Source organism: Phenylobacterium conjunctum (assembly GCF_042679085.1).
Taxonomy (GTDB): Bacteria; Pseudomonadota; Alphaproteobacteria; order Caulobacterales; family Caulobacteraceae; genus Phenylobacterium; species Phenylobacterium conjunctum.
Genome location: NZ_JBHTLQ010000005.1, coordinates 1 through 22,700 on the forward strand (window position 1 = coordinate 1; position 22,700 = coordinate 22,700).

Annotated in this window: 18 protein-coding genes and 1 pseudogene; 12 read left to right on the forward strand and 7 right to left on the reverse strand. The window is 68.5% G+C overall.

The features are described from left to right. Both ACFQ27_RS02995 and ACFQ27_RS03000 read right to left on the reverse strand, forming a co-directional pair. Positions 1 to 584 (reverse strand): annotated as a pseudogene (locus ACFQ27_RS02995) (hypothetical protein); the annotation flags it as partial. Positions 585 to 729: 145 nt separating this feature from the next. Continuing rightward, positions 730 to 1,341, reverse strand: coding sequence for a TetR/AcrR family transcriptional regulator (locus ACFQ27_RS03000; RefSeq protein ID WP_377352398.1), 612 nt, complete (start codon positions 1,339 to 1,341; stop codon positions 730 to 732). A gap of 93 nt (positions 1,342 to 1,434) precedes the next feature. On the opposite strand from ACFQ27_RS03000, the gene ACFQ27_RS03005 reads away from it, so the two are divergent. Then, the gene (locus ACFQ27_RS03005; RefSeq protein WP_377352400.1) at positions 1,435 to 2,406 is read left to right on the forward strand and encodes an aldo/keto reductase; all 972 of its coding nucleotides are present in this window, start codon (positions 1,435 to 1,437) and stop codon (positions 2,404 to 2,406) included. A gap of 149 nt (positions 2,407 to 2,555) precedes the next feature. Here the strand turns inward: ACFQ27_RS03005 and ACFQ27_RS03010 are convergent, their stop codons facing one another. After that, the gene (locus ACFQ27_RS03010; protein ID WP_374346385.1) at positions 2,556 to 3,767 is read right to left on the reverse strand and encodes an LLM class flavin-dependent oxidoreductase; all 1,212 of its coding nucleotides are present in this window, start codon (positions 3,765 to 3,767) and stop codon (positions 2,556 to 2,558) included. A 255-nt stretch (positions 3,768 to 4,022) separates the two neighbouring features. Here ACFQ27_RS03010 and rlmJ point away from each other — a divergent pair, with 255 nt between their 5' ends. From rlmJ to ACFQ27_RS03035, 5 genes are all read left to right on the forward strand, one after another. Beyond that, positions 4,023 to 4,847 (forward strand): 23S rRNA (adenine(2030)-N(6))-methyltransferase RlmJ, encoded by an 825-nt coding sequence (gene rlmJ / locus ACFQ27_RS03015; RefSeq protein WP_377352402.1) that lies wholly within the window; start codon positions 4,023 to 4,025, stop codon positions 4,845 to 4,847. Positions 4,848 to 4,926: 79 nt separating this feature from the next. Continuing rightward, positions 4,927 to 5,343, forward strand: coding sequence for a hypothetical protein (locus ACFQ27_RS03020; RefSeq protein WP_377352404.1), 417 nt, complete (start codon positions 4,927 to 4,929; stop codon positions 5,341 to 5,343). Positions 5,344 to 5,395: 52 nt separating this feature from the next. Continuing rightward, a complete protein-coding gene (locus ACFQ27_RS03025) occupies positions 5,396 to 5,959 on the forward strand; it encodes a sugar transferase (protein ID WP_449304994.1) in 564 nt (187 codons plus the stop codon). Positions 5,960 to 6,038: 79 nt separating this feature from the next. Then, a complete protein-coding gene (locus ACFQ27_RS03030; RefSeq protein WP_374346382.1) occupies positions 6,039 to 6,521 on the forward strand; it encodes a c-type cytochrome in 483 nt (160 codons plus the stop codon). A gap of 2 nt (positions 6,522 to 6,523) precedes the next feature. Beyond that, positions 6,524 to 7,195: a cytochrome b/b6 domain-containing protein gene (locus ACFQ27_RS03035; protein ID WP_377352405.1), complete on the forward strand. Its 672-nt coding sequence runs from the start codon at positions 6,524 to 6,526 to the stop codon at positions 7,193 to 7,195. 41 nt (positions 7,196 to 7,236) lie between these two features. On the opposite strand, the gene ACFQ27_RS03040 is transcribed toward ACFQ27_RS03035, so the two are convergent. Further along, positions 7,237 to 7,563, reverse strand: a complete 327-nt coding sequence (locus tag ACFQ27_RS03040; protein WP_374346380.1) for a hypothetical protein — start codon at positions 7,561 to 7,563, stop codon at positions 7,237 to 7,239. A 114-nt stretch (positions 7,564 to 7,677) separates the two neighbouring features. Then, positions 7,678 to 8,403: an endonuclease III domain-containing protein gene (locus tag ACFQ27_RS03045; RefSeq protein WP_377352408.1), complete on the reverse strand. Its 726-nt coding sequence runs from the start codon at positions 8,401 to 8,403 to the stop codon at positions 7,678 to 7,680. A 79-nt stretch (positions 8,404 to 8,482) separates the two neighbouring features. Between ACFQ27_RS03045 and ACFQ27_RS03050 the strand changes: the two genes are divergently transcribed. The 3 genes from ACFQ27_RS03050 (at position 8,483) to ACFQ27_RS03060 (ending at position 15,907) form a co-directional block, all read left to right on the forward strand. Next, positions 8,483 to 9,628 carry an L-lactate dehydrogenase gene (locus ACFQ27_RS03050; RefSeq protein WP_374346378.1) on the forward strand — a complete coding sequence of 382 codons (1,146 nt, stop codon included), beginning with the start codon at positions 8,483 to 8,485 and terminating at the stop codon, positions 9,626 to 9,628. Between the two features lie 163 nt (positions 9,629 to 9,791). Further along, the gene (gene gltB / locus ACFQ27_RS03055) at positions 9,792 to 14,432 is read left to right on the forward strand and encodes a glutamate synthase large subunit (RefSeq protein WP_377352411.1); all 4,641 of its coding nucleotides are present in this window, start codon (positions 9,792 to 9,794) and stop codon (positions 14,430 to 14,432) included. A 23-nt stretch (positions 14,433 to 14,455) separates the two neighbouring features. Further along, positions 14,456 to 15,907, forward strand: a complete 1,452-nt coding sequence (locus tag ACFQ27_RS03060) for a glutamate synthase subunit beta (protein ID WP_377352412.1) — start codon at positions 14,456 to 14,458, stop codon at positions 15,905 to 15,907. Positions 15,908 to 15,958: 51 nt separating this feature from the next. Here the strand turns inward: ACFQ27_RS03060 and ACFQ27_RS03065 are convergent, their stop codons facing one another. After that, positions 15,959 to 17,674 carry a hypothetical protein gene (locus tag ACFQ27_RS03065; RefSeq protein WP_377352414.1) on the reverse strand — a complete coding sequence of 572 codons (1,716 nt, stop codon included), beginning with the start codon at positions 17,672 to 17,674 and terminating at the stop codon, positions 15,959 to 15,961. Positions 17,675 to 17,810: 136 nt separating this feature from the next. Between ACFQ27_RS03065 and ACFQ27_RS03070 the strand changes: the two genes are divergently transcribed. Together ACFQ27_RS03070 and ACFQ27_RS03075 are read left to right on the forward strand one after the other, a co-directional pair. Beyond that, on the forward strand, positions 17,811 to 19,151 hold the full coding sequence (locus tag ACFQ27_RS03070) for an amidohydrolase family protein (protein WP_377352416.1): 1,341 nt from the start codon (positions 17,811 to 17,813) through the stop codon (positions 19,149 to 19,151). Continuing rightward, positions 19,151 to 20,281, forward strand: coding sequence for a dipeptidase (locus ACFQ27_RS03075; protein ID WP_377352417.1), 1,131 nt, complete (start codon positions 19,151 to 19,153; stop codon positions 20,279 to 20,281). Before ACFQ27_RS03070 ends, ACFQ27_RS03075 begins: the two co-directional genes overlap by 1 nt. Here the strand turns inward: ACFQ27_RS03075 and ACFQ27_RS03080 are convergent. Continuing rightward, positions 20,278 to 20,880, reverse strand: a complete 603-nt coding sequence (locus ACFQ27_RS03080) for a TetR/AcrR family transcriptional regulator (protein WP_374346371.1) — start codon at positions 20,878 to 20,880, stop codon at positions 20,278 to 20,280. The two genes, ACFQ27_RS03075 and ACFQ27_RS03080, sit on opposite strands and share 4 nt — an antisense overlap. Before the next feature lie 176 nt (positions 20,881 to 21,056). Between ACFQ27_RS03080 and ACFQ27_RS03085 the strand changes: the two genes are divergently transcribed. Continuing rightward, positions 21,057 to 22,700, forward strand: coding sequence for an amidohydrolase (locus ACFQ27_RS03085; protein ID WP_377352418.1), 1,644 nt, complete (start codon positions 21,057 to 21,059; stop codon positions 22,698 to 22,700).

Consider the following 22,700-nt stretch of genomic DNA (forward strand, 5'->3'; position numbering starts at 1 on the left):
GGGCTCGACGGCGCAGGCCGGGGCGGCGTCATCGGCGCAGGGGCGGATGCCTGTTGCGCCAAGCTGCTCGGCGCGGACGCGGGCGGGGGCGCCGGCGGGGCCGGACGGGGCTCAAGCCGCGCCGACGCCGCCCGCGACTGCTCGAAATAGGTCGTAAAGACGCATTGGGCGTAGACCTTCAAGGCCCGCATCATATTGGGGGCGCGCACCTTGCCCGCCCGGTCTTCAGCAACCTCGACGGCGATCAGCTCGTCAAAATTCTCTCCGACTTGCGCCAGGGCGTTTGTCTCATCCGCAGGGGTGATCAGCTTGCCGCCCCCTTGGGCGAGCCCTGACTTGTAGGGGGCCATGAGCCCCGGCCCGAAGTCCACCATGAGGGCGCGGAACTCCTCGTGGTGGCCCGGAACTCTGGCGTCAGCCTTGGCGAGGTCCAGGTCAACGCCCCGCTCTACTGCGGACCACTGCGTCGGGCAGTAGGCGTCCAGCTCCTGGAGCGTGACCGACAAGCCTCGCACCTCGGCCGAAGCCGGCGCCGCCCAAAGCGCCGCCACGGCCACCAATCCGGCCCATCCCGTCATCTTCATCACGCGTCCCCCGCTGGCTTCCAAAGGGAGGGCAGCGGGGGCATGGCGTCTACCAAGGCGAAGTTGTCGCGCGCGACCTATGCTCGCCACGGGGCGGCTTTGATCTGCATCTATGAGCCGTCCCTCAGGCTGGCCCCGCGCCGCCTCAGCGCGCGGACGTGAGCGTCACGGCCGCCGCCGCGAGGGCTGCGATCCGCATCAGGCTCTGGCGATAGCGCGTCGCCGGGACCGGTTCGCCCGCTTCGGACTTGGCGCCCCTGGCGGCCTCCAGGACAGACGCGATCAAGGCATCGGCGTCGTGCCCGAACCGGGCCAGGGTGATCTCGCCACGATCCAGCGCCAGATTGCACAGCGCGGTCAGCCGCGCCGCATAGGTCGCGTCCGCCGCGCTGGCGATGTCCGCCCCCACAGTCATGCGCGTGACGCCCAGTTCGACCAGATGCTCGGACGCGCCATAGCGTTCGTGCATCCAGCCGTAGTTGGCCTCCAGCAGCCCCGCCAAGGCCTCGTGAAACCCAAGGCCCTGGGCCTCCACCGCCGTGCAGCGACGGTTCACCTCCTCAAGGTTCCGGGTCTGCATGGCGCGGAACACCGCCGCCTTGCCATCGAAGTAGAGATAGAGCGTGCCCTTGGCGACGCCGGCCTCGCGGGCGATGTCGTCCATCGAGGTGCGCCTGTAGCCGAAGCGGGAGAACAGTTTCTCACCCGCCGCGACGATCGCTTCCGCCTTGTCCCGCTCGGTACGCGCCTGAACCATGCCCCTTGATTGCAGCCTGCCGGCTTGACTTCAAGTCAGGCCTGTCCAAACTGACCGAAATCATCAAATTGGTCATTTCGTCGGGAGGCGCACATGGAACGTCGCAAATTGGGCAAGGCGGGGCCGGAGGTCTCGGCGATCGGTCTGGGCTGCATGACCATGAGCCCGGTCTATGGTCAGACCCTGGACGAGGCCGAGGCCCTGGCCACCCTGGGGCGCGCCCTGGACCTCGGCGTGACCTTCTGGGACACGGCCGACGTCTACGGCATGGGCCACAACGAGCAGCTGATCGGCGGCTTCCTGAAGGGCCGTCGCGACGCCGTGTTCCTGGCCACCAAGTTCGGGATCACCCGGGCGGGCGTGAACGGCGATCCGGCCTATGTGGAGCAGGCTTGCGACGCCAGCCTGCAGCGGCTGGGGGTCGAGGCCATCGATCTCTTCTATCTGCACCGCGCCCAACCGGGCCGCCCCATCGAAGAGACGGTCGAGGCCATGGCCAAGCTGGTGAAGGCCGGCAAGGTCCGCCATCTGGGCCTCTCTGAGGTCTCGCCCCAGACCCTGGAGCGGGCCTGCAAGGTCCACCAGATCACCGCCGTCCAGAGCGAATACTCCTTGTGGACCCGTGACCCGGAGGCCGGCGTTCTGGAGGCCTGCGAGCGGCTGGGGGTTGGGTTCGTGCCCTACAGCCCCCTGGGCCGCGGCTTCCTCACCGGCGAGATCCGCAGTCCGGACGATTTCGAAGAGGGCGACTGGCGGCGTGGCAATCCGCGTTTCCAGGGCGAGGCCTTCGCCCGGAATCTGGGCCTGGTCGACAAGGTCCGCGCCCTGGCCGAGGCCAAGGGAGTGACGCCGTCCCAGCTGGCCCTGGCCTGGGTGATGGCGCGCAACCCGCACATCGTCCCGATCCCGGGGACGCGGCGGCGGAAATATCTGGAAGACAACGCCGGGGCCGTGAACGTGGCGCTCAGCGCCGCGGAGCTCGCCGAGATCGACGCGGCCTTCCCGCCGGACCTGGACGCCGGCCAGCGCTATCCCGACGCCATGATGGGCGCGCTGAACGGGTAAACACGCTCCCTCTCCCCGCAGGCGGGGAGAGGGCTGGAGTGAGGGGAACGGCGGTCAAGCGGGCTCGGCGTATCAAGCCCAGGTGAGGCGCGTTCGCGTGGCGGGCCCCCTCACCCTGACCCCCTCCCCGAGGGGAGAGGGAACTTGAGTCACTCCGCCTTAGGAGCCTGGCCGGTGATCATCTCGACCAGTTCGGGGCGGATATTGTCCGTGCCTTTTTCGACCATGTGCTGGACGATCCGGGCGCCGACGGCGGCCTGCATCTGGCCGGTGAACTCAGCCTTGTTGCGCTTCACCCAGTCGATCGAGGCGACGCGGTTCTCGTTCAGGCCCTGGAAGCGCGGGGCCACGTGGCGGGCGAACAGCTCGTAGGACTTCTTGGTGGCCGCGAAGTCCGCCCAGTTGTGGGCCATGAACAGGAAGGCGCCGAAGCCGCCCGACTGCTCCATCAGCTGCTCGATGCGGGCGGCGGCGTCGTCCGGGGTGCCGATCACGGCCATGCCGCTTTCGACCATCCGGTCGATGGGATCGCCGTCGCCGGCCGGGATCACCGGCAGGTTGGCGATCTCGCTGAAGTAATAGGCCCACTTTTCAAGGCCGTAGCGGACGTCCTTGTAAGCCTGCTCCTTGGTCTCGGCGATGTGCATCGGCCCGACCAGGCGCCAGCCCGAACGGTCCATGGTCTTGCCGTAGGTCTTGGCCTGCTCTTCCGCGATGGCCCAGTTGGAGGCCAGCGCATTGAAGGCGGCGGTGGAGGTCGCGCCCAGGGACAGAAGGCTCGCGCCATGCTTGCCGGCCGCGCGCGCGCCGGTCGGCGAGACCTGGCTGGCCACCGCGATCTCGACGCTCGGACGCGAATAGGGGGTCATCTGCAGGCGGGCTTCCGCCAGCTCGAACCACTCGCACTTATAGGTGACGGTCTCGCCGTTCAGCAGCTGGACCAGCACGTCCAGGGCCTCGTCCATTCGGTCCCGCTGCTTGGAGGCCGGGATGCCCATCATGAAGGCGTCGGACACCAGGGCGCCGGGGCCCACCCCGAACATCACCCGGCCGCGGGTCATGTGGTCGAGCTGGTTGATGCGGTCGGCCAGCATCAGCGGGTGGTGATAGGGCAGGGAGGAGACGCCGGTGCCCAGCTTGATGTGCTTGGTGCGCTCGGCCGCGGCGGCGATGAACAGTTCGGGGGAGGCGATCAGCTCATAGGCGCCGGAATGGTGCTCGCCGATCCAGGCCTCCTCGTAGCCCAGCTTGTCCAGCCACTCGACCAGCTCCATGTCGCGGTGCAGGGCGAGGGTCGGGTTCTCGTCGATGGGATGGAAGGGGGCGATGAACGCCCCGAAACGTAGCTTTGCGCCGGCCATGATGGGGGTCCCCCTAAAGATTATAGTTGGCTCTAAGTTAGCCCGGAGCGGCCGGTCTGCCTAGCCCGTCATACCCATTATTCGAATTTGGACGCCTCCGAAATCCTTGCTGCGTATGGGACGGGGAGCTTCCGCGAGGTGACCGCGGGTAGGTCGCCTTGTGGCGGGCGGCCTCGGATCATGGTCTCAAGCTTTGGAAAAGCCTCGGTTCATGGCAGGGAAACGGCGTCTGGCCCGGCCCGAAGGATCCACCGCTTGAACTATCGCCACGCCTTCCACGCCGGCAACTTCGCCGACCTCGTCAAGCACGCCGCCCTGCTGGACCTGCTCAAGCGCCTGATGGCCGAGCGGGAGCCGCTGAGGATCATCGACACCCACGCCGGCCGTGGCCTCTATGACCTCGGCGGGGCGGAGGCCAAGCGCTCGGGCGAGGCGGAGCAGGGGGTGTTGAAGCTGATGCAGGCGCCTGGCCTGCCGGCCGCGATCGCGCCCTTGCGGGCGGCGGTGCTGCGGCTGAACAAGGGCGGGACGGCGCGGCTCTATCCCGGCTCGCCGCTGCTGGCCGCGGAGGCCCTGCGGCCGGGCGACACCTATCTGGGCTGCGAGCTGCGCAGCGAGGAGCACGGCGCGCTCAAGGTGGCGCTGAAGGACCGGGCCGGGGTCAGCACCCTGTGCGCCGACGGCTTCCAGACCGCCGCCGACCAGGTCCCGGCCTCCGGCCCCGCCCTGGTGCTGATCGACCCGCCCTTCGAGCGCGGCGATGACTACGACAATATCGTCCAGACCCTGGCCGCCGTGGCCCGGCGCAATTCGCGCGCCGTAGTGATGATCTGGCTGCCGTTGAAGGACCTGGAGACCTTTGACGGCTTCCTGCGCGAGGCCGAGGAGGCCGGGGCGGGCCCGCTGCTGGTGGCCGAGGCGCGCATGCGGCCCTTGACGGATCCGATGAAGATGAATGGCTGCGCCCTGGTGGTGGCCCGCGCTCCGGACGGCTTCGCCCAGGTGCTGGACAGCCTGTGCGCCTGGACTGTGCAGACCTTGGGGCAAAAGGGCGTGGCCAAGGTCTGGACGGCCCGGTAACGCGATTTTGCATGTGCGAACTAGCGGGCTGGTTTATGTTGCGACGCACAATAGCCGTCTGCCAGGAGCCCGTTCGTCCATGTTGACGTCAAAGCTGTTCGAGACCCCCGATCCCGCCAAGCGCCTGAACTTCCAGGTCGGCGTCGCCTCGCCCCTATGGGGCCTCTATGCCGGCATGGCGTCGGCCGGCGTCGCCTATTGGTGGCTGGCCCGCTGGCGCCAGGCGACCAACCTCGAGGCCCTGCTGCCGGCCGCGTCCGAGGCGCAGCCTGAGCCGCAGGTTGAGACCGCGCCTGAGCCGGTGATCGAAGCCGTCGCCGAGCCCGTCGTTGAATTGACCCCCGAGCCGGTGCTTGAGGCCGCCCCTGAGCCGGTGGTCGAGGCCGCTCCGGAACCGACGCCGGAGCCGGTGCTGGAAGCGGCGCCCGAGCCGGTCCTCGCGCCCGGCCCGGCGGCGCCGAAGAAGTCCAAGGCCAAGCCCGCCGCCGAGGCGTAGCCAAGCGCGGCGGCGCGCATTACTTCTCCGTCGCGAACGGGGGAGGGGTTGCGTGCTGAAGCGGCTGATGGACATAGGGGGCGCGGGCCTGGGCCTGCTCATCCTGTCGCCGCTGCTGCTGCTGATCGGCCTGGCCGTGCGGTTGGAATCGCCCGGTCCGGCCCTGCACTGGTCGCGCCGGGTCGGGCGGGATAACCGCATCTTCCGGATGCCCAAGTTCCGCAGCATGCGCACCGACGCCCCCGACGTGGCGACCCATCTGCTGCCGGACCCGGAACGTTGGATCACGCCGCTCGGCGGCCGCCTGCGCCGGACGAGCCTGGACGAACTGCCCCAGCTGTGGAGCGTGTTGGTCGGTGACATGAGCCTGGTGGGGCCCAGGCCCGCCCTGTTCAACCAGGACGACCTGGTCGCCCTGCGCACGGCGGCGGGGGTTCATACGCTACGGCCGGGCCTGACCGGGTGGGCGCAGGTCAATGGGCGCGACGAGATCCCCATCGCCGAGAAGGCCCGCCTGGACGCTGAGTACCTGGCGCGGCGCTCGATCTGGATGGATATCGGCATCATCCTGCGCACGGCGCGCACAGCCCTGTCCGGCCGGGGCATCCGTCACTGACCTGACGCGCTTCGGTGATTGACCTGACGGCGGCGGCGCCAGCACTCTCGCAATCAAAGAGAATCCAAGGAGCGTTTCCATGAGCCTCATCCGTCGCAACCGTCCGGCCGCCCTCGCGCTGGGCGTGGTCCTGGGGCTCGCCGTGGGCGGCGGCGCGGCCTTCGCCGCGGTCGACGCCGGCAAGGTCGTCGCCAGCCGCATCGATGGCTTCAAGAAGATGGGCGCGGCCTTCAAGGGCCTGAACGATGGCCTCAAGGCCGATGCGCCGGACGTAAAGGCGCTGCAGGCCAACGCCAAGACCGTCAACCAGTACGCCAAGCAGGTGGGCAAGTGGTTCCCCGCTGGCACTGGTCCCTCGAGCGGCGTGAAGACCCGCGCCAAGGCCGAGATCTGGTCGGACGCCGCCGGCTACAAGGCCGCGGTCGCCAAGCTGGAGGCTGAGGCCGCCAAGCTGGAAAGCGTCGCCAAGACCGGCAATGTCGATGCGATCAAGGACCAGGCCAAGGCCCTGGGCGGCGCCTGCGGCGGCTGCCACAAGGTCTATCGCGGTCCTGAGGCCTGAGCATGAGCGAGCCCGCCGCCGGCCCCGTCCGCCTCTGGGACGCTCCGACCCGCATCTTCCACTGGTCGCTGGTGGTGCTGATCCTGGTCTCTTGGCTGACCGCCGGGAAGCAGATGGATGTGCACCGGCTGTCGGGCTACGCGGTGCTGGGGCTGGTGGTGTTCCGGCTGTGGTGGGGCGTGGCCGGAGGCTCCACGGCTCGCTTCGCCAGCTTCCTCAAGGGACCTAAGACGACCCTGGCCTATGTCCGCGGCCTGGGCGCCCGCACCTCCAGCGACATCGCGGGCCACAACCCGATGGGCGCCTGGAGCGTGGTGCTGATGATCCTGGTGCTGGCGGTGCAGGTGACGCTGGGCCTGTTCGCCGTGGACATCGACGGTATCGAGAGCGGGCCGTTGTCCGACCTGGTCGATTTCGACACCGGCCGGGCCATGGCTGAGGCTCATGAGCTGAGCTTCCGCATCCTGCAGGGCCTGATCGTCCTGCACCTGGCGGCCATCGCCTACTATCGGTTCTGGAAGAACGAGAACCTGGTGGCGGCCATGATCACCGGCCGTCGGCGCTTTGAAAGCGCGGTGGTTCCTCTGAAGTCGGCTCCGCTCTGGAGCCTGGCCGTCGGCGTGGCGCTCGCCGTCGCCGTGGCCTATGCGGCCGCCAAGGGCTTCCGCTTCTAGAGACATCCCGCCGCCTGGAAGCGGCGGGAGCTCAATCGTCCTTAGCCGGCGGAGCCGCGCAGGCAGGTCAGCCAGGCGTCTTCCCGGGCCTTTTCAGCGGCGCGCAGGGCGGTCTCGGCGTCGCGCACGGCGGCGTCGTGCTTGCGCCATTCCAGCACCGCGCCCTCACGGGCGGCGCGAGCGCCTTCCAAGGTCTCGAAGCGGGCGAGCACGGCGCGCATGGAGTAGTTCACCGGCGGGCCCACGGTCTCGCGGTCCGGATAGACACCGGTGATGGAGTCGGCCGTCTCCTTCTCGATCAGGAAGACGTCGGCCCAGCCGGCGTGGTGACGCATAAGGGCCCAGGGGCGGGCGATCCCGTCGCTCATCGATAACTCCTCGAATCCGCATCGGCGGCGTTTGGCGCGAGCCTAGATTGCGCCGCGCCGAAGTGAAATCCGTTTCCCCCGATCAGGCGCGACAGGTCAAGGGCGTCCGCGGGCTCAGGTCGCGCGCAGATCCCGGAAAGCCAGGACCTGGCCGGCGGCGCCGACGCCGGTCCTCGGGCAATCCCGCCTCAGGGCGCAGAGGTGGCAGGCCGGGTCGAAGTGGTCGCAGATCGACTGGCCATGGGTTTTCATCAGACAGTGCAGCTCTCGCAGGTCCCCAGCCGTCCAGGTCGCCGGAACCTGCGACATCAGCCGCAAATGCGCCTCCTGGGCGTCGCCGCGGCCCACCAGGCCCAGCCGCCGCGCGACCCGGGCCACATGGGTGTCCACCACCAGCACCGGACGGTCCAGGGTGGAGAAGTTGAGCGTCGCCGCCGCGGCCTTGGCGCCCACGCCTGGCAGGCTCATCAGCCAGGCCATGGCCACAGACACCGGCTCCTGCGCCAGGACGTCGAGATCCAGGCCGCCCCGCTTCAGGAGCAGCACCCGGACCAGCACCGGCAACTGCCGCGCCTTGCGGTCGGCGAAGGTCACCGGATCGATGATCTGCTCCAGCTCGCCGACGTCCGCCTCGGCCAGCCTGGTCCAGTCCTCCATGGCCGCGCGCAGGCGCATGAAGGCCGCCCAGCTCACCTCCTCATAGGTTCGCGCCGACAGCACGGCGTGGATCAGTTGCGACACTGGATCGAGGCGCACAGGCGCGACCTGGGGGCCCAGCAGCGCGCGCAGGCGGTCCCGCAGGGCGGGTAGGTGCGAGGGGAGGGCGAGGCTGACTTGCATGCGGTCACGCTAGAACAAAAAGAGAACTTTTGTAAATCCCCGGCGACGCGGTACGAAGGGGCAAACAGGGGAGGGGCGAATGCAGCCTGTGTCGGTCTCGGACTATCGCGAAGGGGCGCGCCGTCGCCTGCCGCCCATGTTCTTCGAGTACATCGACGGCGGCTCCTACGCTGAGGTGACGCTGAAGCGGAACGTCGAGGATCTGGAGGCGATCGCGCTGCGCCAGCTGGTCATGCGCGACATGACCAGGATCAGCACCGAGGTTCAGACCCTGGGCCAGACCCTGTCCATGCCGCTGGGCCTGGCGCCCGTCGGCATGGCCGGCATGTACGGTCGTCGCGGCGAGACCCAGGCGGCGCGGGCCGCGGCCAGCGCCGGCGTTCCCTTCTGCCTCTCGACGGTCGGCGTCTGTTCGGTGGAGGAGGTGGCGGCCACCGGGACAGCGCCCTGGTTCCAGCTCTATATGCTCAAGGACCGGGGCTACATGCGCGAGCTCCTGGGCCGAGCCAAGGCGGCCGGTTGCCCGGTGCTGGTCTTCACCGTCGACCTGCCCCTGCCGGGCGCGCGCTATCGCGACGTGCGCTCGGGCTTCAGCGGGGCCACAGGGCTGTCCGGCCTGTTGAACACCGGCTGGCAGGGGGCGACCCATCTGGACTGGTTCTGGGACGTCTTCGTCAACGGCAAGCCGCACACCCTGGGCAATGTCCAAAGTGCGGTCACGGAGGGGCGTCGGGTCAACGACTTCCTGGGTTGGATCGCCCGCAATTTCGACCGCTCGGTCACCTGGAAGGATCTCGATTTCGTGCGCGAGATCTGGGACGGCCCGATTGTCATCAAGGGCGTGCTGGACCCGGTCGACGCCCGCGAGGCGGTGAAGGCGGGCGCGCAAGGGCTGGTGGTCTCCAACCACGGCGGCCGCCAGTTGGACGGCGTGAAGTCGTCGATCTCGGCCCTGCCCAGGATCGTGGACGCCGTGGGCGGGGACCTTGAGGTGTTCATGGACGGCGGCGTGCGCTCGGGCCTGGACGTGCTCAAGGCCCTGGCCCTGGGCGCCAAGGCCTGCTTCATCGGTCGCCCCTGGGCCTATGCGTTGGGCGCGGGCGGCGAAAAAATGATCGCCAAGATGCTCGGAACCCTGCGCAGCGAGCTGGTCACGGCCATGATCCTGACCGGCTGCGACGACGTGCGGCAGGCCAACAAAGCGTTGCTCGACGTCACGACTTAGAAAAACTTTTCAAAACCGGAGTTTCAGACCCATCGACAAGGGTCGATCTTGCCGCTAATGGCGCGCTCGACGGGCGTCTGACGGCCGGGGTTCTCGGCCGTCTTTCGGCGTGCCTGGAACCCAGGCTCTGGCCCATAGTGAAAGACGAAGTGAGGGGATGCTGATGGGAGCTCCGGAACGGCAAGGTCTTTACGACCCGCGCAACGAACATGATGCGTGCGGTGTGGGGTTTGTGGCCAATATCAAAGGCCGCAAATCGCATGAAGTCGTGGCCTGCGGCCTGGAGATTCTGATCAATCTCGACCACCGCGGCGCGGTGGGCGCGGACCCGCTGGTCGGCGACGGCGCGGGGATTCTGATTCAGATCCCGGACGGCCTGCTGCGCGACTGGGCGTCTAAGGAAGGCGTCGACCTGCCCGAGCCCGGCCACTACGCCGTGGCCATGTGCTTCCTGCCGCAGGACGAGGAGACGCGCACCGTCGCCGTCCAGCAGTTCGAGCACTTCCTGCGTGTCGAAGGCCAGCGCTTCATCGCCTGGCGCGACGTGCCCGTGAACACCAAGGGCCTGGGCGAGGCCGTGCTGGCCCAGATGCCGGTGATCCGCCAGGCCATCGTCGGCCGCGGCCCGAACATCAAGGACCAGGACCACTTCGAGCGGAAGCTGCTGACCATCCGCAAGCAGCTCCAGAACCCGCTGGCCGAGCTGGCGGTGAAGAAGAACCTGCCGGGCTTGACCCAGCTCTACCTGCCGTCCTTCTCAACCCGCACGGTGGTCTATAAGGGCCTGCTGCTGGCCGACCAGGTGGGCTCGTTCTACGAGGACCTGTCCAACCCGCTGACCGAGAGCGCGCTCGCCCTCGTGCACCAGCGCTTCTCGACCAACACCTTCCCGTCCTGGAAGCTGGCCCACCCGTACCGGTTCATCGCCCACAACGGCGAGATCAACACCGTGCGCGGCAACGTGAACTGGATGAACGCCCGCCGGCGTTCACTGGAAAGCGACCTGCTGGGGCCGGACCTGAACAAGATGTGGCCGCTGATCCCGCACGGCCAGTCGGACACCGCCTGCCTGGACAACGCGCTCGAGCTGCTGGTGGCCGGCGGCTATCCGCTGGCGCACGCGGTGATGATGCTGATCCCCGAGGCCTGGGCGGGCAACCCGCTCATGGATCCCAAGCGGAAGGCCTTCTACGAGTACCACGCCGCCCTGATGGAGCCGTGGGACGGCCCCGCCGCGGTGGCCTTCACCGACGGCCGCCAGATCGGCGCGACCCTGGACCGCAACGGCCTGCGTCCGGCCCGCTTCGTCGTCACCGACCAGGACCATGTGATCATGGCCTCGGAAGTCGGCGTGCTGACGGTTCCGGAAGAGCGGATCGTGCGCAAGTGGCGACTCCAGCCCGGCAAGATGCTGCTCATCGACATGGAAGAGGGCCGCATCATCGAGGACGAGGAGATCAAGCGCTCCCTCGCCGAAGCCGAGCCCTATGAAGAGTGGCTGGCCAACACCCAGTTCAAGCTGGAAGACCTGGGCGGCGTGCCCGCCGCCGAGGCCCCGGCCAACGCCCCGGCCAGCCTGCTCGATCGCCAGCAGGCCTTCGGCTACACCCAGGAAGATCTGCAGTTCTTCCTGGAGCCGATGGCGTCCACGGGCGAGGACCCGGTGGGCTCCATGGGCGCCGACGTGCCGATCGCGGTGCTCTCCAAGCGCCCGAAGCTGCTCTACGAGTATTTCAAGCAGAACTTCGCCCAGGTCACGAACCCGCCCATCGACCCGATCCGCGAGGAACTGGTCATGAGCCTGGTCTCGATGATCGGCCCGCGCCCGAACCTGCTTGGCCGTCAGGCCGGCGCCCACAAGCGCCTGGAAGTCTCCCAGCCGATCCTCACCAACGAGGACCTGGCCAAGATCCGCTCGATCAACGAGCTGCTCGACGGCGCCTTCCGCACCGCCACCCTCGACGCCACCTGGCCGGCCGAGGAAGGCCCCGCGGGCCTGGAATGGGCGCTGGACCGTCTGTGCCGTCAGGCGACCGACGCCGTGCTCGCCGACATGAACATCCTGATCCTGTCGGATCGCGAGACCTCGCCGGACCGCATCCCGATCCCGGCGGCCCTGGCCACCGCGGCTGTGCACCATCACCTGATCCGCCAGGGCCTGCGCATGCAGACCGGCCTGGTGATCGAGACCGGCGAAGCCCGCGAAGTGCACCACTTCTGCGTCCTGGCCGGCTATGGCGCCGAAGCCGTGAACCCCTATCTGGCCTTCGAGACCCTGGAGCAGATCCGCGAGCGCAGCGGGCTGTCGATCTCGGCCTATGACGTCCGCAAGAACTACATCAAGGCCGTCGGCAAGGGCATCCTGAAGGTCATGTCCAAGATGGGCATCTCGACCTACCAGTCCTATTGCGGCGCCCAGATCTTCGACGCCGTCGGCCTGTCTTCGGAGCTGGTCGACCACTACTTCACCGGCACCTCGACCACCATCGAGGGCGTCGGCCTGCACCAGGTGGCGGAAGAAGCCGTTCGTCGCCACCGCGACGCCTTTGGCGACAACCCGATCTATGCCGACATGCTGGACGTGGGCGGGACCTACGCCTTCCGCCTGCGCGGCGAGGCCCACGCCTGGACCCCGGAAACGGTCGGCCGCCTGCAGCACGCCGTCCGCGGCAACCTGCCGGAGGAATACAAGGCCTTCGCCCGCGGCATCAACGAGCAGTCGGAACGCCTGCTGACCATCCGCGGCCTGATGCGCTTCAAGACCGCCGAGACTGCGATCCCGCTCGACGAGGTCGAACCGGCCAGCGAGATCGTCAAGCGCTTCGCCACCGGCGCTATGAGCTTCGGCTCGATCAGCCGAGAGGCCCACACCAACCTGGCCATCGCCATGAACCGGATCGGCGGCAAGTCGAACACCGGGGAGGGCGGCGAGGAGCCCGACCGTTTCGTGCGCATGCCGAACGGCGACTCCATGCGCTCAGCCATCAAGCAGGTGGCCTCGGGCCGGTTCGGCGTCACAGCCGAGTACCTGGTCAACGCCGACGACATCCAGATCAAGATGGCCCAGGGCGCCAAGCCCGGGGAGGGCGGCCAGCTGCCCGGCCACAAGGTCGACAAGAACATCGCCCGTGTCCGTCACTCGACGCCGGGCGTGGGCCTGATCAGCCCGCCGCCGCACCACGACATCTATTCGATCGAGGATCTGGCCCAGCTGATCCACGACCTGAAGAACGTGAACCCCAAGGCCCGCATCTCCGTGAAGCTGGTCTCGGAAGTCGGCGTGGGCACCGTCGCCGCCGGCGTCGCCAAGGCGCGCGCTGACCATGTGACCATCTCGGGCTTCGAGGGCGGCACGGGGGCTTCGCCGCTCACCTCGCTGACCCATGCGGGCTCGCCCTGGGAAATCGGCCTGGCCGAGACCCAGCAGACCCTGCTGCTCAACGGCCTGCGCACGCGGATCGCGGTCCAGGCCGACGGCGGCCTGCGCACCGGCCGTGACGTGGCGGTCGCCGCCCTCCTGGGCGCCGACGAGTTCGGCTTCGCCACCGCGCCGCTGATCGCCTCGGGCTGCATCATGATGCGTAAGTGCCACCTGAACACCTGCCCCGTCGGGGTGGCGACCCAGGACCCGGTGCTGCGCGCTCGCTTCACCGGCCAGCCCGAGCACGTCATCAACTACTTCTTCTTCGTGGCCGAAGAGCTGCGGGAGATCATGGCCTCCATGGGCTTCCGCACCGTGGCCGAGATGACCGGCCGGGTGGACCGCCTGGACATGCAGCCGGCCATCGATCACTGGAAGGCCGGCGGCGTCGACCTGTCGAAGATCCTGCACGCTGTGCCGGTGAACGACCCCTCGACCCTGTCCTGGCGCGACCGGCAGGACCACGGCCTGGACAAGGCGCTCGACAACAAGCTGATCGCCGACTCCGCCGACGCCATCGCCGGCAAGGGTCCGGTGCGCGGCGAATACGCCATCAAGAACATCAACCGCACCGTGGGCGCGATGCTCTCGGGCGAGGTGGCGCGGGCCCATGGCCACGCCGGCTTGCCTGAGGACACCATCCACCTGACCTTCAAGGGCCAGGCGGGCCAGAGCTTCGGCGCCTTCACGGCCCGGGGCGTGACCCTGGAGCTGATCGGCGACGGCAACGACTATGTGGGCAAGGGCCTGTCTGGCGGCCGTGTCATCGTGCGCCAGCCGCCCGAGGCCAACCGCGAGCCGACCGAAAACATCATCGTCGGCAACACGGTGCTCTACGGCGCCATCGCCGGCGAGGCCTATATCGAGGGCGTGGCCGGTGAACGCTTCGCCGTCCGCAACTCCGGCGCTGTGACGGTGGTCGAGGGTCTTGGCGACCACGGCTGCGAATATATGACCGGCGGCGTGGTGGTCGTCCTGGGCGATACGGGGCGCAACTTCGCGGCCGGCATGTCCGGCGGCGTGGCTTACGTCTACGACCCGAAGGGTCGGTTCGCGGCCCTGTGCAACCCGGCCATGGTCGACCTGGAGAAGATCTCGGAAGGCGATGCGGCCAACGCCGATGACGAGGGCCGGCCCCAGCGCCGCTCGCCCTCGGTCGCCGACGCGGGCATGGGCGACCTGCTGACCCACGACGCTGAGCGTCTGAAGATCCTGGTCGAACGCCATCTGCTGCACACCGGCAGCGCCCGGGCCAAGTCCATCCTGGACACCTGGGATGTGTCGCTGGGCCAGTTCGTGAAGGTCATGCCGAAGGACTACCGGCGCGCCCTGACCGACATGGCCGCCGAGCGCAAGGCGGCCGCGGCCGTCGCCGCCGAATAGCATTTCAGGAACGGAGTACAGTCATGGGCAAGCCCACCGGCTTCCTGGAAATCGAGCGTCAGGATCGCGGCTACGACAAGCCGGAAGAACGCCTGAAGACCTGGAAGGAATTCGTCCACCCGCTGCCGGCCGACGCGCTGAACAAGCAGGCGTCGCGCTGCATGAACTGCGGGATCCCCTTCTGCCACAACGGCTGTCCGGTGAATAACCAGATCCCGGACTTCAATGATCTCGTCTATCGCGAGCAGTGGAAGACGGCGCTGGAGAACCTCCAGTCGACCAACAACTTCCCGGAGTTCACGGGCCGCGTCTGCCCCGCCCCGTGCGAGGCCGCCTGCACCCTGAACATCATCGACACCCCGGTGACCATCAAGACGATCGAGTGCCAGATCGTCGACAAGGGCTGGGAAGAGGGCTGGATTGCGCCGCAGATGTCGCCCCGCGGCACGGGCAAGCGCGTCGCCGTCGTGGGCTCCGGGCCCGCTGGCCTGGCCTGCGCCCAGCAGCTGGCCCGCGCCGGCCACGCCGCCACCGTGTTCGAGAAGAACGACCGGATCGGCGGCCTGCTGCGCTACGGCATTCCGGACTTCAAGATGGAGAAGCATCTGATCGACCGTCGGGTCGCCCAGATGGAGGCCGAGGGCGTGATCTTCCGCACCGGCATGGAGATCGGCGTCAACGTCTCGGTCCAGCGCCTGCTGGACGACTATGATGTGCTGGTGATGGCCGGCGGCGCGGAAACCCCGCGCGACCTGGTCGTGCCCGGTCGCGAGCTGGACGGCGTCCACTTCGCCATGGACTTCCTGGTCCAGCAGAACAAGCGCAACGCCGGCGACGCCGAGGACAAGGCGGCGCCGCAAGGCACGCTGTCGGCCAAGGACAAGCACGTCGTCGTCATCGGCGGCGGCGACACCGGCTCGGACTGCGTCGGCACCTCCAACCGCCATGGCGCGGCCTCGGTCACCCAGCTGGAGCTGATGCCCCAGCCGCCGGTGCGCGAGAACAAGTCGATGACCTGGCCGGATTGGCCGCTGAAGCTGCGCACCTCGTCCAGCCACGAGGAAGGCTGCGAGCGCGACTTCGCCGTCGCCACCAAGCGCGCCATCGGCAAGGACGGCAAGATCGAGGCCCTGGAATGCGTCCGCCTGGAATGGGTGGCGGGTCCTGACGGCCGCCAGACCATGCAGGAAGTCGCCGGCAGCGAGTTCACTCTGAAGGCTGACCTGGTGCTGCTGGCCATGGGCTTCACCGGCCCGCGCCAGAACGCCTTCACCGAGCAGGCCGGCGTCGAGTTCGACCCGCGCGGCGCGGTCCAGGCCAACACCAACGACTACAAGACCTCCACCCCGAACATCTTCGCGTGCGGCGACATGCGGCGCGGTCAGTCCCTGGTGGTCTGGGCGATCCGCGAGGGCCGTCAGTGCGCCCAGGCGGTGGACGCCTATCTGATGGGGACGTCGAAGCTCCCCCGCTAAGGTTCAGAAATCCCGTCGAAGGGCGTCCTTCGGCGGGGTCGAGCCTAGCGCTCAGGGCTTCGCCATCGGTCCGGTGGGCTCCAAGACGGTGAACCGGAGCCCCTGATAGACCGGCCGCCACCCCCGGCCGTACAGGGGATGTCCGGCCTGCAGGACGATGTATCCGTAGCCCGCCGCCGCCTTCGGCTGAACACTTGCGCCAGGGTCGACCAGCACCATCCTGGGCCGGCCGTGCAGGCCATAGAACAGGTTGTGGTGGGTGTTGGCGTCCTCCACGAAGGCGATGATCCGACCGGGATGCTGGCGCGTCGTCTTGTCGATCGCCTGGATCTCGGCCGCCAGACCCCTGCGATCCGGCACAAGCTGGCTCAGCCACGCGCCGTCCTGGCCTATGGCCAGCAGGGCCAGGATGAAGAAGGCGCCTTGCCAGACCTGGAGCATCGGCGCGCGCCGCAGCATCAAGACAATGGCGCCCAACATCGCCACGACCGCCAGGGCGAAGCTTGGGAAAGTCGATCCGGCATAGCGCGCTGTCGGTAGAGAAAACGCATGCAGGGCGGCGACATCCCAGGGAAACAGGGTGATCGCCTCGCGCAGGGCGATGGTCAGGCCGACCAGACCCGCCAGACAGGTCCCCGCCGCCAACAGCCGCCGGTCGCGCAGGTCTTCTCTGCGGCGGATCGCGGGCCAGGCCGTTAGCCACAGCAGCGGGATGAAGAACTCGAAATACCGCCCCCACAGGCGGTAGGTTTCCGACACTGCGAAGCTCATCTTGAACGCGAAGATCGACACCATGCAGATCGTCGCGGCGAAGGCCCCGAGGGTCAGCAGGAAGGCGAGGTCGGTCCCTTGGGGCGCGAAGGTCTTGTCCCGAACGCGCCGCAACAGGTCATCAAGGCCCAGGGCTATGGCTGGCCCAGCCAGCATCAGCACCGTCATGGTCATGGCGTAGTGGGCGGTCAGGGCGATCCGAGTCGCATCGGCGGCGGGGGGCTGGTCCAGGATCTGGGCGTAGAAGCCCTGGCCGAAGAAGGACAGCTGGCGCGGCAGCTCATGGCTCTCGATGACCCGCAGCAGATGCCCTGTCGCCAGGAAGGCCGCGGCCATTATCACAAGCCTGAGGACCGCCAGGGCGGGGCCGCGTCCACGCTGCAGGATCAGGTCGGCGACCACCAGCGCCGGGCCGGCGCACATCACCGCCAGGCCGTGCGGCTTGATCAGCACCAACGCTGCGGCCATCGCGCCGAACGCGGCGGCGTGGAGGAGGGGGCGTGGCCGCCAGAGCCGCGCCGTCAGCAGGATCATCCCGCCCAGCAGGGCCACGTACCAACCCTCCGGCAGGGCCGTGAATACGAAGCGGTAGTAGGGATAGATCAGGGCCAGCAGGATCAGGCCCAGCGCCTCGCCGCGGTTCAGGCGCGGGGCGACCACGCGCCAGACCAGGACAAGGCCAAGGACGTAGGCGAGGCCCCCGCCGATCCGCAGGGCGTCCAACCCGAACAGGCCGGGCAAAAGGCCGAAGAGCCGGATGATCCAGAAGAACACCACATTGTCGACATTGGCGACGAAGGGCGCGTGTTGCGGGTCGGCCTGCAGCATGTCGCCATAGAGGGCGCGGAGCAGATAGGAGCCTTCGTCGCTGGAATAGAGCGGCAGGCTCAGAAAGGCGCGGGGCAGATGCAGCGCGATCACCGCCAGCGCCATGAGCGCCGCGGCGGTCAGCGCCGACGTCCACTTCACCGTGTATCTTTCCCGGACTTCGCTCATTTCCGCATCATGTTGAGCCGGCTGATTCCTGGCCAGGGTCGGCCCTTGGATTCCTTCTAAGGCGCCATCATGACGCGCGCCCCGCAAGGCCGACGGCGGGCTTTCGGCCGAGCCTTCGGCGGGCTAATCCAGACGGATGATCAAGTCCGCCGCCCTGGCCGTCTTCGCCCTGTTGTCCGCCGCAGCCGCCCAGGCCGAGCCCTATGTGCTGTACAAGGATGCGATCCTGATCGACGGGACAGGCGCTCCGCCCAAGGGGCCGGCGACCATCCTGGTCAAGGGCGAGCGGATCGAGCGGGTCTGGTTCGGCAATGAGCTGGCCTTCAAGCTGCCGCCGGACTCCAAGGTGGTGGACGCCACCGGCCTTTATGTGCTGCCGGGCCTGATCAACAGCCACGAGCACCTGGCCACCCCGCCCAATCGTCCCTTCGCCGAAGCCCAGTTGAAGCGCGATCTCTATGGCGGGGTCACCGGCCAGCGCGACATGGCCGACGACCTGCGCCAGGTGGCGGACCTGGCCCGCGCCAGCCGGGTGGGCGAGATCCCCGCGCCCGACATCCACTACGCCGCCCTGATGGCTGGCCCCGATTTCTTCAAGGACCCTCGCACCCACGCCGTCTCGGCCGGCGCGACGCCGGGCCGGACCCCCTGGATGCAGGCCATCGACGCCAGGACCGACCTGCGCACAGCGGTCACCCTGGCGCGGGGAACCAGCGCCTCGGCGATCAAGGTCTACGCGGACCTGCCGGGCGCGCGGGTGAAGGCCATTGTCGCCGAGGCGCACCGCCAGGGCATCCCGGTCTGGGCCCACGCCGCGGTGTTCCCGGCCAAGCCGTCGGAAGTGATCGCCTCCGGCGCCGACGCCCTCAGCCACGTCTGCATGCTGGCCTATGAGGTCTCCGACCCCGTGCCGGGCGCCTATCACGACCGCGCGCCGGTCGACGAGGCGAGGTTGGGGCAGGGGGACAATCCGGTCATCGGCAAGCTGCTGGGCCAGATGAAGGCCAAGGGGACCGTCCTGGACGCCACCCTGTTCGTCTATGAGGGCCTGGACCGTCGGGCCGCCGCCAACCCCAAGGCCAAGCCTTACTGCACCCTGGCCGTGGCCGCCCGCCTGACCGACCAGGCCCGCCGCGCCGGCGTGACCATCAGCGCCGGCACGGACGGCTTCAGCCCGCCGGAGGATCCCTATCCGGGCCTCTATCAGGAACTGGACCTGCTGGTGAAGACCGCGGGCTTCACGCCGCTGCAGGCGATCCAGGCCGCCACCGAGGGCGGGGCCAAGTCCATCACCCGCGATCCAGATTTCGGAACCATCGCGCCGGGTAAGCTGGCCAATCTGATGTTCACCGCCAAGGACCCCAGCGCCGACATCGGCGCGCTGCGCACGGTGGTCCTGACCGTCAAGCGCGGGGTCGCCTATCCCCGCTCCGACTATGATCCCAAGGCCGACCTGGCCGCGCGGAAGGAAGACTGATGCTCGATCGCCGCCAGACCCTCGCCCTCGCCGCCGCAGGGCTCGCCGCCAGCGCCGTCCCCGCTTTCGCGGCGGGCAAAAAGCCGGTCATCGTCAACGCCCTGGGCGGGATCATGAATCCCAACATCCCGCTCGGCCAGAAGGCCACCTTCCTGCCGGGCGGCGAGGAGCTGGACATCGATGTCCGCGCCATCGCCGACGCCCGGGCCTCCGGCGTCACCGCCGTCAACTGCACCTTGGGCTATGTCGCCGGGCCGCAGGATCCGCACCAGTTCACCCTGGAAGACCTGGACCAGTGGGACGCTCTGCTGCGGGCCAATCCGAAGGACCTGCTGCTGGTGCGCACCGCCGCCGACATCCTCAAGGCCCGCGACGAGGGGCGGATCGGGGTCATCTACGGGTTCCAGAACGCCCTGCAGGTCGGCGAGCACCTGGAGCGCGTGGACCAGTACGCCGCTCGCGGCGTCCGGGTGATCCAGCTGACCTACAATCCCGCCAACACCCTGGGCGACGGCTCGATGGCGCCGGAGAACCGGGGCCTGACGCCCCTCGGCCGCAAGGTGGTCGAGAAACTGAACCAGGCCCGCGTGATGGTCGACCTGTCGCATTCGGGCGAGCGCACCTGCCTGGACGCCATCGCCGCCTCCAAGGCCCCGATCTCCATCAACCACACCGGCTGTCGGGCCCTGGCGGACCTGCCGCGCAACAAGACCGACGCGGAGCTGCGCGGCGTGGCGGAGAAGGGCGGCTTTGTCGGCGTCTACTTCATGCCCTTCCTGAAGATCGACGGTCACCCGCGCGCCGCCGACGTGGTCGACCACATCGAATACGCCCTCAAGGTCTGCGGCGAGGATCATGTCGGGATCGGCACCGACGGCTCGGTGGTCGGGGTGGATGACCTGGCGGTCTATCAGGGGGCGCTGGAGAAGGAGATCGCCGAGCGCCGCGCCGCCGGCATCAGCGCCTCGGGCGAGCGGCCGGACACCTATCCCTTCGTTGTCGACCTGCGCGACCGAAACCAGTTCCACAAGCTGGCCGACCTGCTGGCCGGCCGGGGCGTGAAGCCGCGGGTGATCGACAAGGTGCTGGGCCTGAACTTCCTGGCCTATGCGCAGGAGATCTGGGGCTAAGCCTTCTGGCCATACCGCTCGGCGACAGCGGCCCAGCCGGCCTCGCAGAAGGTCGCCCAGACCTCGGCGGCGCGGTCAGGCGAGACGTCCATCTGATTCAGGGGTTCGCCCGCGCCGGTCGCGGCCTTCAGCATCAGATAGGCGGTGAGCGCGGCGACGTCGTGCGGCAGTTTGAAGGCCGCCGCCGCATGACCTGCATAGACTCTGTGCACCGCCTGCGGATCGGGGAGCACGCCGGGGCCCAGAAGCTCGGCGACACCGGGGTCGTTCAGCAGGGCGTGAACAACCGCGCTGTTCTCCCCGCAGTAGTTGAAGGTTCTCGCCAGGCCGACCCGGATCCGCTCGTGGAAATCGGTCGCATCCTTGACGGTGAGGTCCGTCCCGCTGGGCTGATAGTCCCGCGCCAGGAGCGCCTTGAGCAGGTCGTCGACCGCGGAGAAATGTCGATAGATCAAGGCCTTTGAGATGCCCGCCTCGATCGCCACGGCCTCCAGGGTGCACCGGGACAGCCCATGCTTCAGGATCAGCGTCTTGGCGCTATCCAGAATCTGATCCTTGCGGCCCTGACGCGACAGGCGCGACGCCCGTTCCCGGCTCATGCTGTACCCCCAACTCAACGCGCAACTCAGAGTAGGAGGGTTTGCGGGCGAGCGGTAAACAAACACTACTCAAGATGGGGAATCCTCTTGGAGCCCCGGCGGTTTCCTTCGGCGGCCAACTGCGCGATGGTCCGCCAGCTTGATCCGGCGGTGCGGATTGGCGGGGGAGACGTGGGATGAAAGCGAAGCTGCTGGCGGCGGCCATGGTTCTGGTGGGCGCGACCCAGGCGCAGGCGGCGGACCTGTTGCTGCACGGCGGGCCGATCTATACCGGCGAGGCCAAGGTTGAGGCCCTGGCCATCAAGGACGGCAAGGTGATCTATGCCGGCCCCCTGGCTCAGGCCCGCCAGGTTGCGCCCAAGGCCACGGACATCGACCTGAAGGGCGCGGCCGCCTTTCCGGGGCTGGTGGACGCCCATGCTCACCTGATGGGGATCGGCTTGCGCGAGCTGACCCTGAACCTGGAGGGAACCGCCTCCATCGCCGAACTGGCCCAGAAGGTGAAGGCCTGGAACGCGGCGCATCCGGGCGCCGATCCCTTGAGCGGCCGGGGCTGGATCGAGACCCACTATCCGGAGAAGCGCTTCCCGACCCGCGCCGACCTCGACGCCGCCGTGCCGGACCGGGCGGTGGTGCTGACCCGCGCTGACGGACATGCCCTGGTGGCCAATTCCAAGATGCTGGCCCTGGCCGGGATCACTCGCGACACCCCCGATCCGGCCGGCGGGCAGATCCTGAAGGACGCCCAGGGCGAGCCCACAGGCATGCTGATCGACAACGCCCAGCGCCTGCTGACCGGCAAGATTCCGCCGCCCAGCGCCGAGATGAAGCGCGAGGCGGCCAAGCGCGCCGTTCAGCTCTACGCCTCCCGCGGCTGGACCGGCATGCACAGCGTCAGCGTGAACGCCGAGGACGTGACCATCCTGAACGAGATGGCCGCCAAGGGGGAGCTGCCGATCCGCGTCGACAACTTCATGGACCCGAAGAGCGCCGACGAGGTGCTGGCCAAGGGGCCCTTCGCCGACCCCACGGGCCTCGTCCGGGTCGACGGGATCAAGATGTACATGGACGGCGCCCTGGGCTCGCGGGGCGCGGCGCTGCTCGCCCCCTATAACGACGCCGAGGGGACAGGCCTGATCCTCACCGATCCGGCGGTGATCTCCGCCACCCTGGCCAAGGCCAGGGCGGTCAAGGCCCAGGTGGCCATCCACGCCATCGGCGACCGCGGCAACCGGCTGGTGCTGGACCTGTTCCAGAAGGCCTATGCCGACGCCCCCGCCGCCCTGGCCGCCGCCCGCTGGCGGGTGGAGCACGCCCAGATCATCGCCGAAGAGGACAAGCCGCGCTTCGCCAAGCTGGGGATCATCGCCTCGATGCAGCCCAGCCACGCCATCGGCGACCTCTATTTCGCCCCCGCCCGCCTGGGCGAGAGCCGGCTGAAGGAAGCCTATGCCTGGAAGGATCTTTGGGACCTGGGCGTCCACATGGCCGCCGGCACGGACGCGCCGGTGGAGAAGGGCGACCCGCTGATCGAGTTCTACGCCGCCACCTACCGCCACGCCCTCAACGGCTTTGCGGGTCCCGACTGGGGGCTGGACGAGGTGCTGACCCGGCCCCAGGCCCTGACCATGCTGACCAAGGGCTCAGCTTATGCGGCGTTCCGGGAAAAGGACCTGGGCGACCTCAGCCCCGGCAAGGCGGCTGACATCTCGGTCTTCTCGGCCGACCTCATGACCGTTCCCTTCGCCGACATCCCCAAGGCCCACGCGGTCCTGACGATCGTCGGCGGCAAGATCGTCTACGACGGCCGGGGCAAGTAG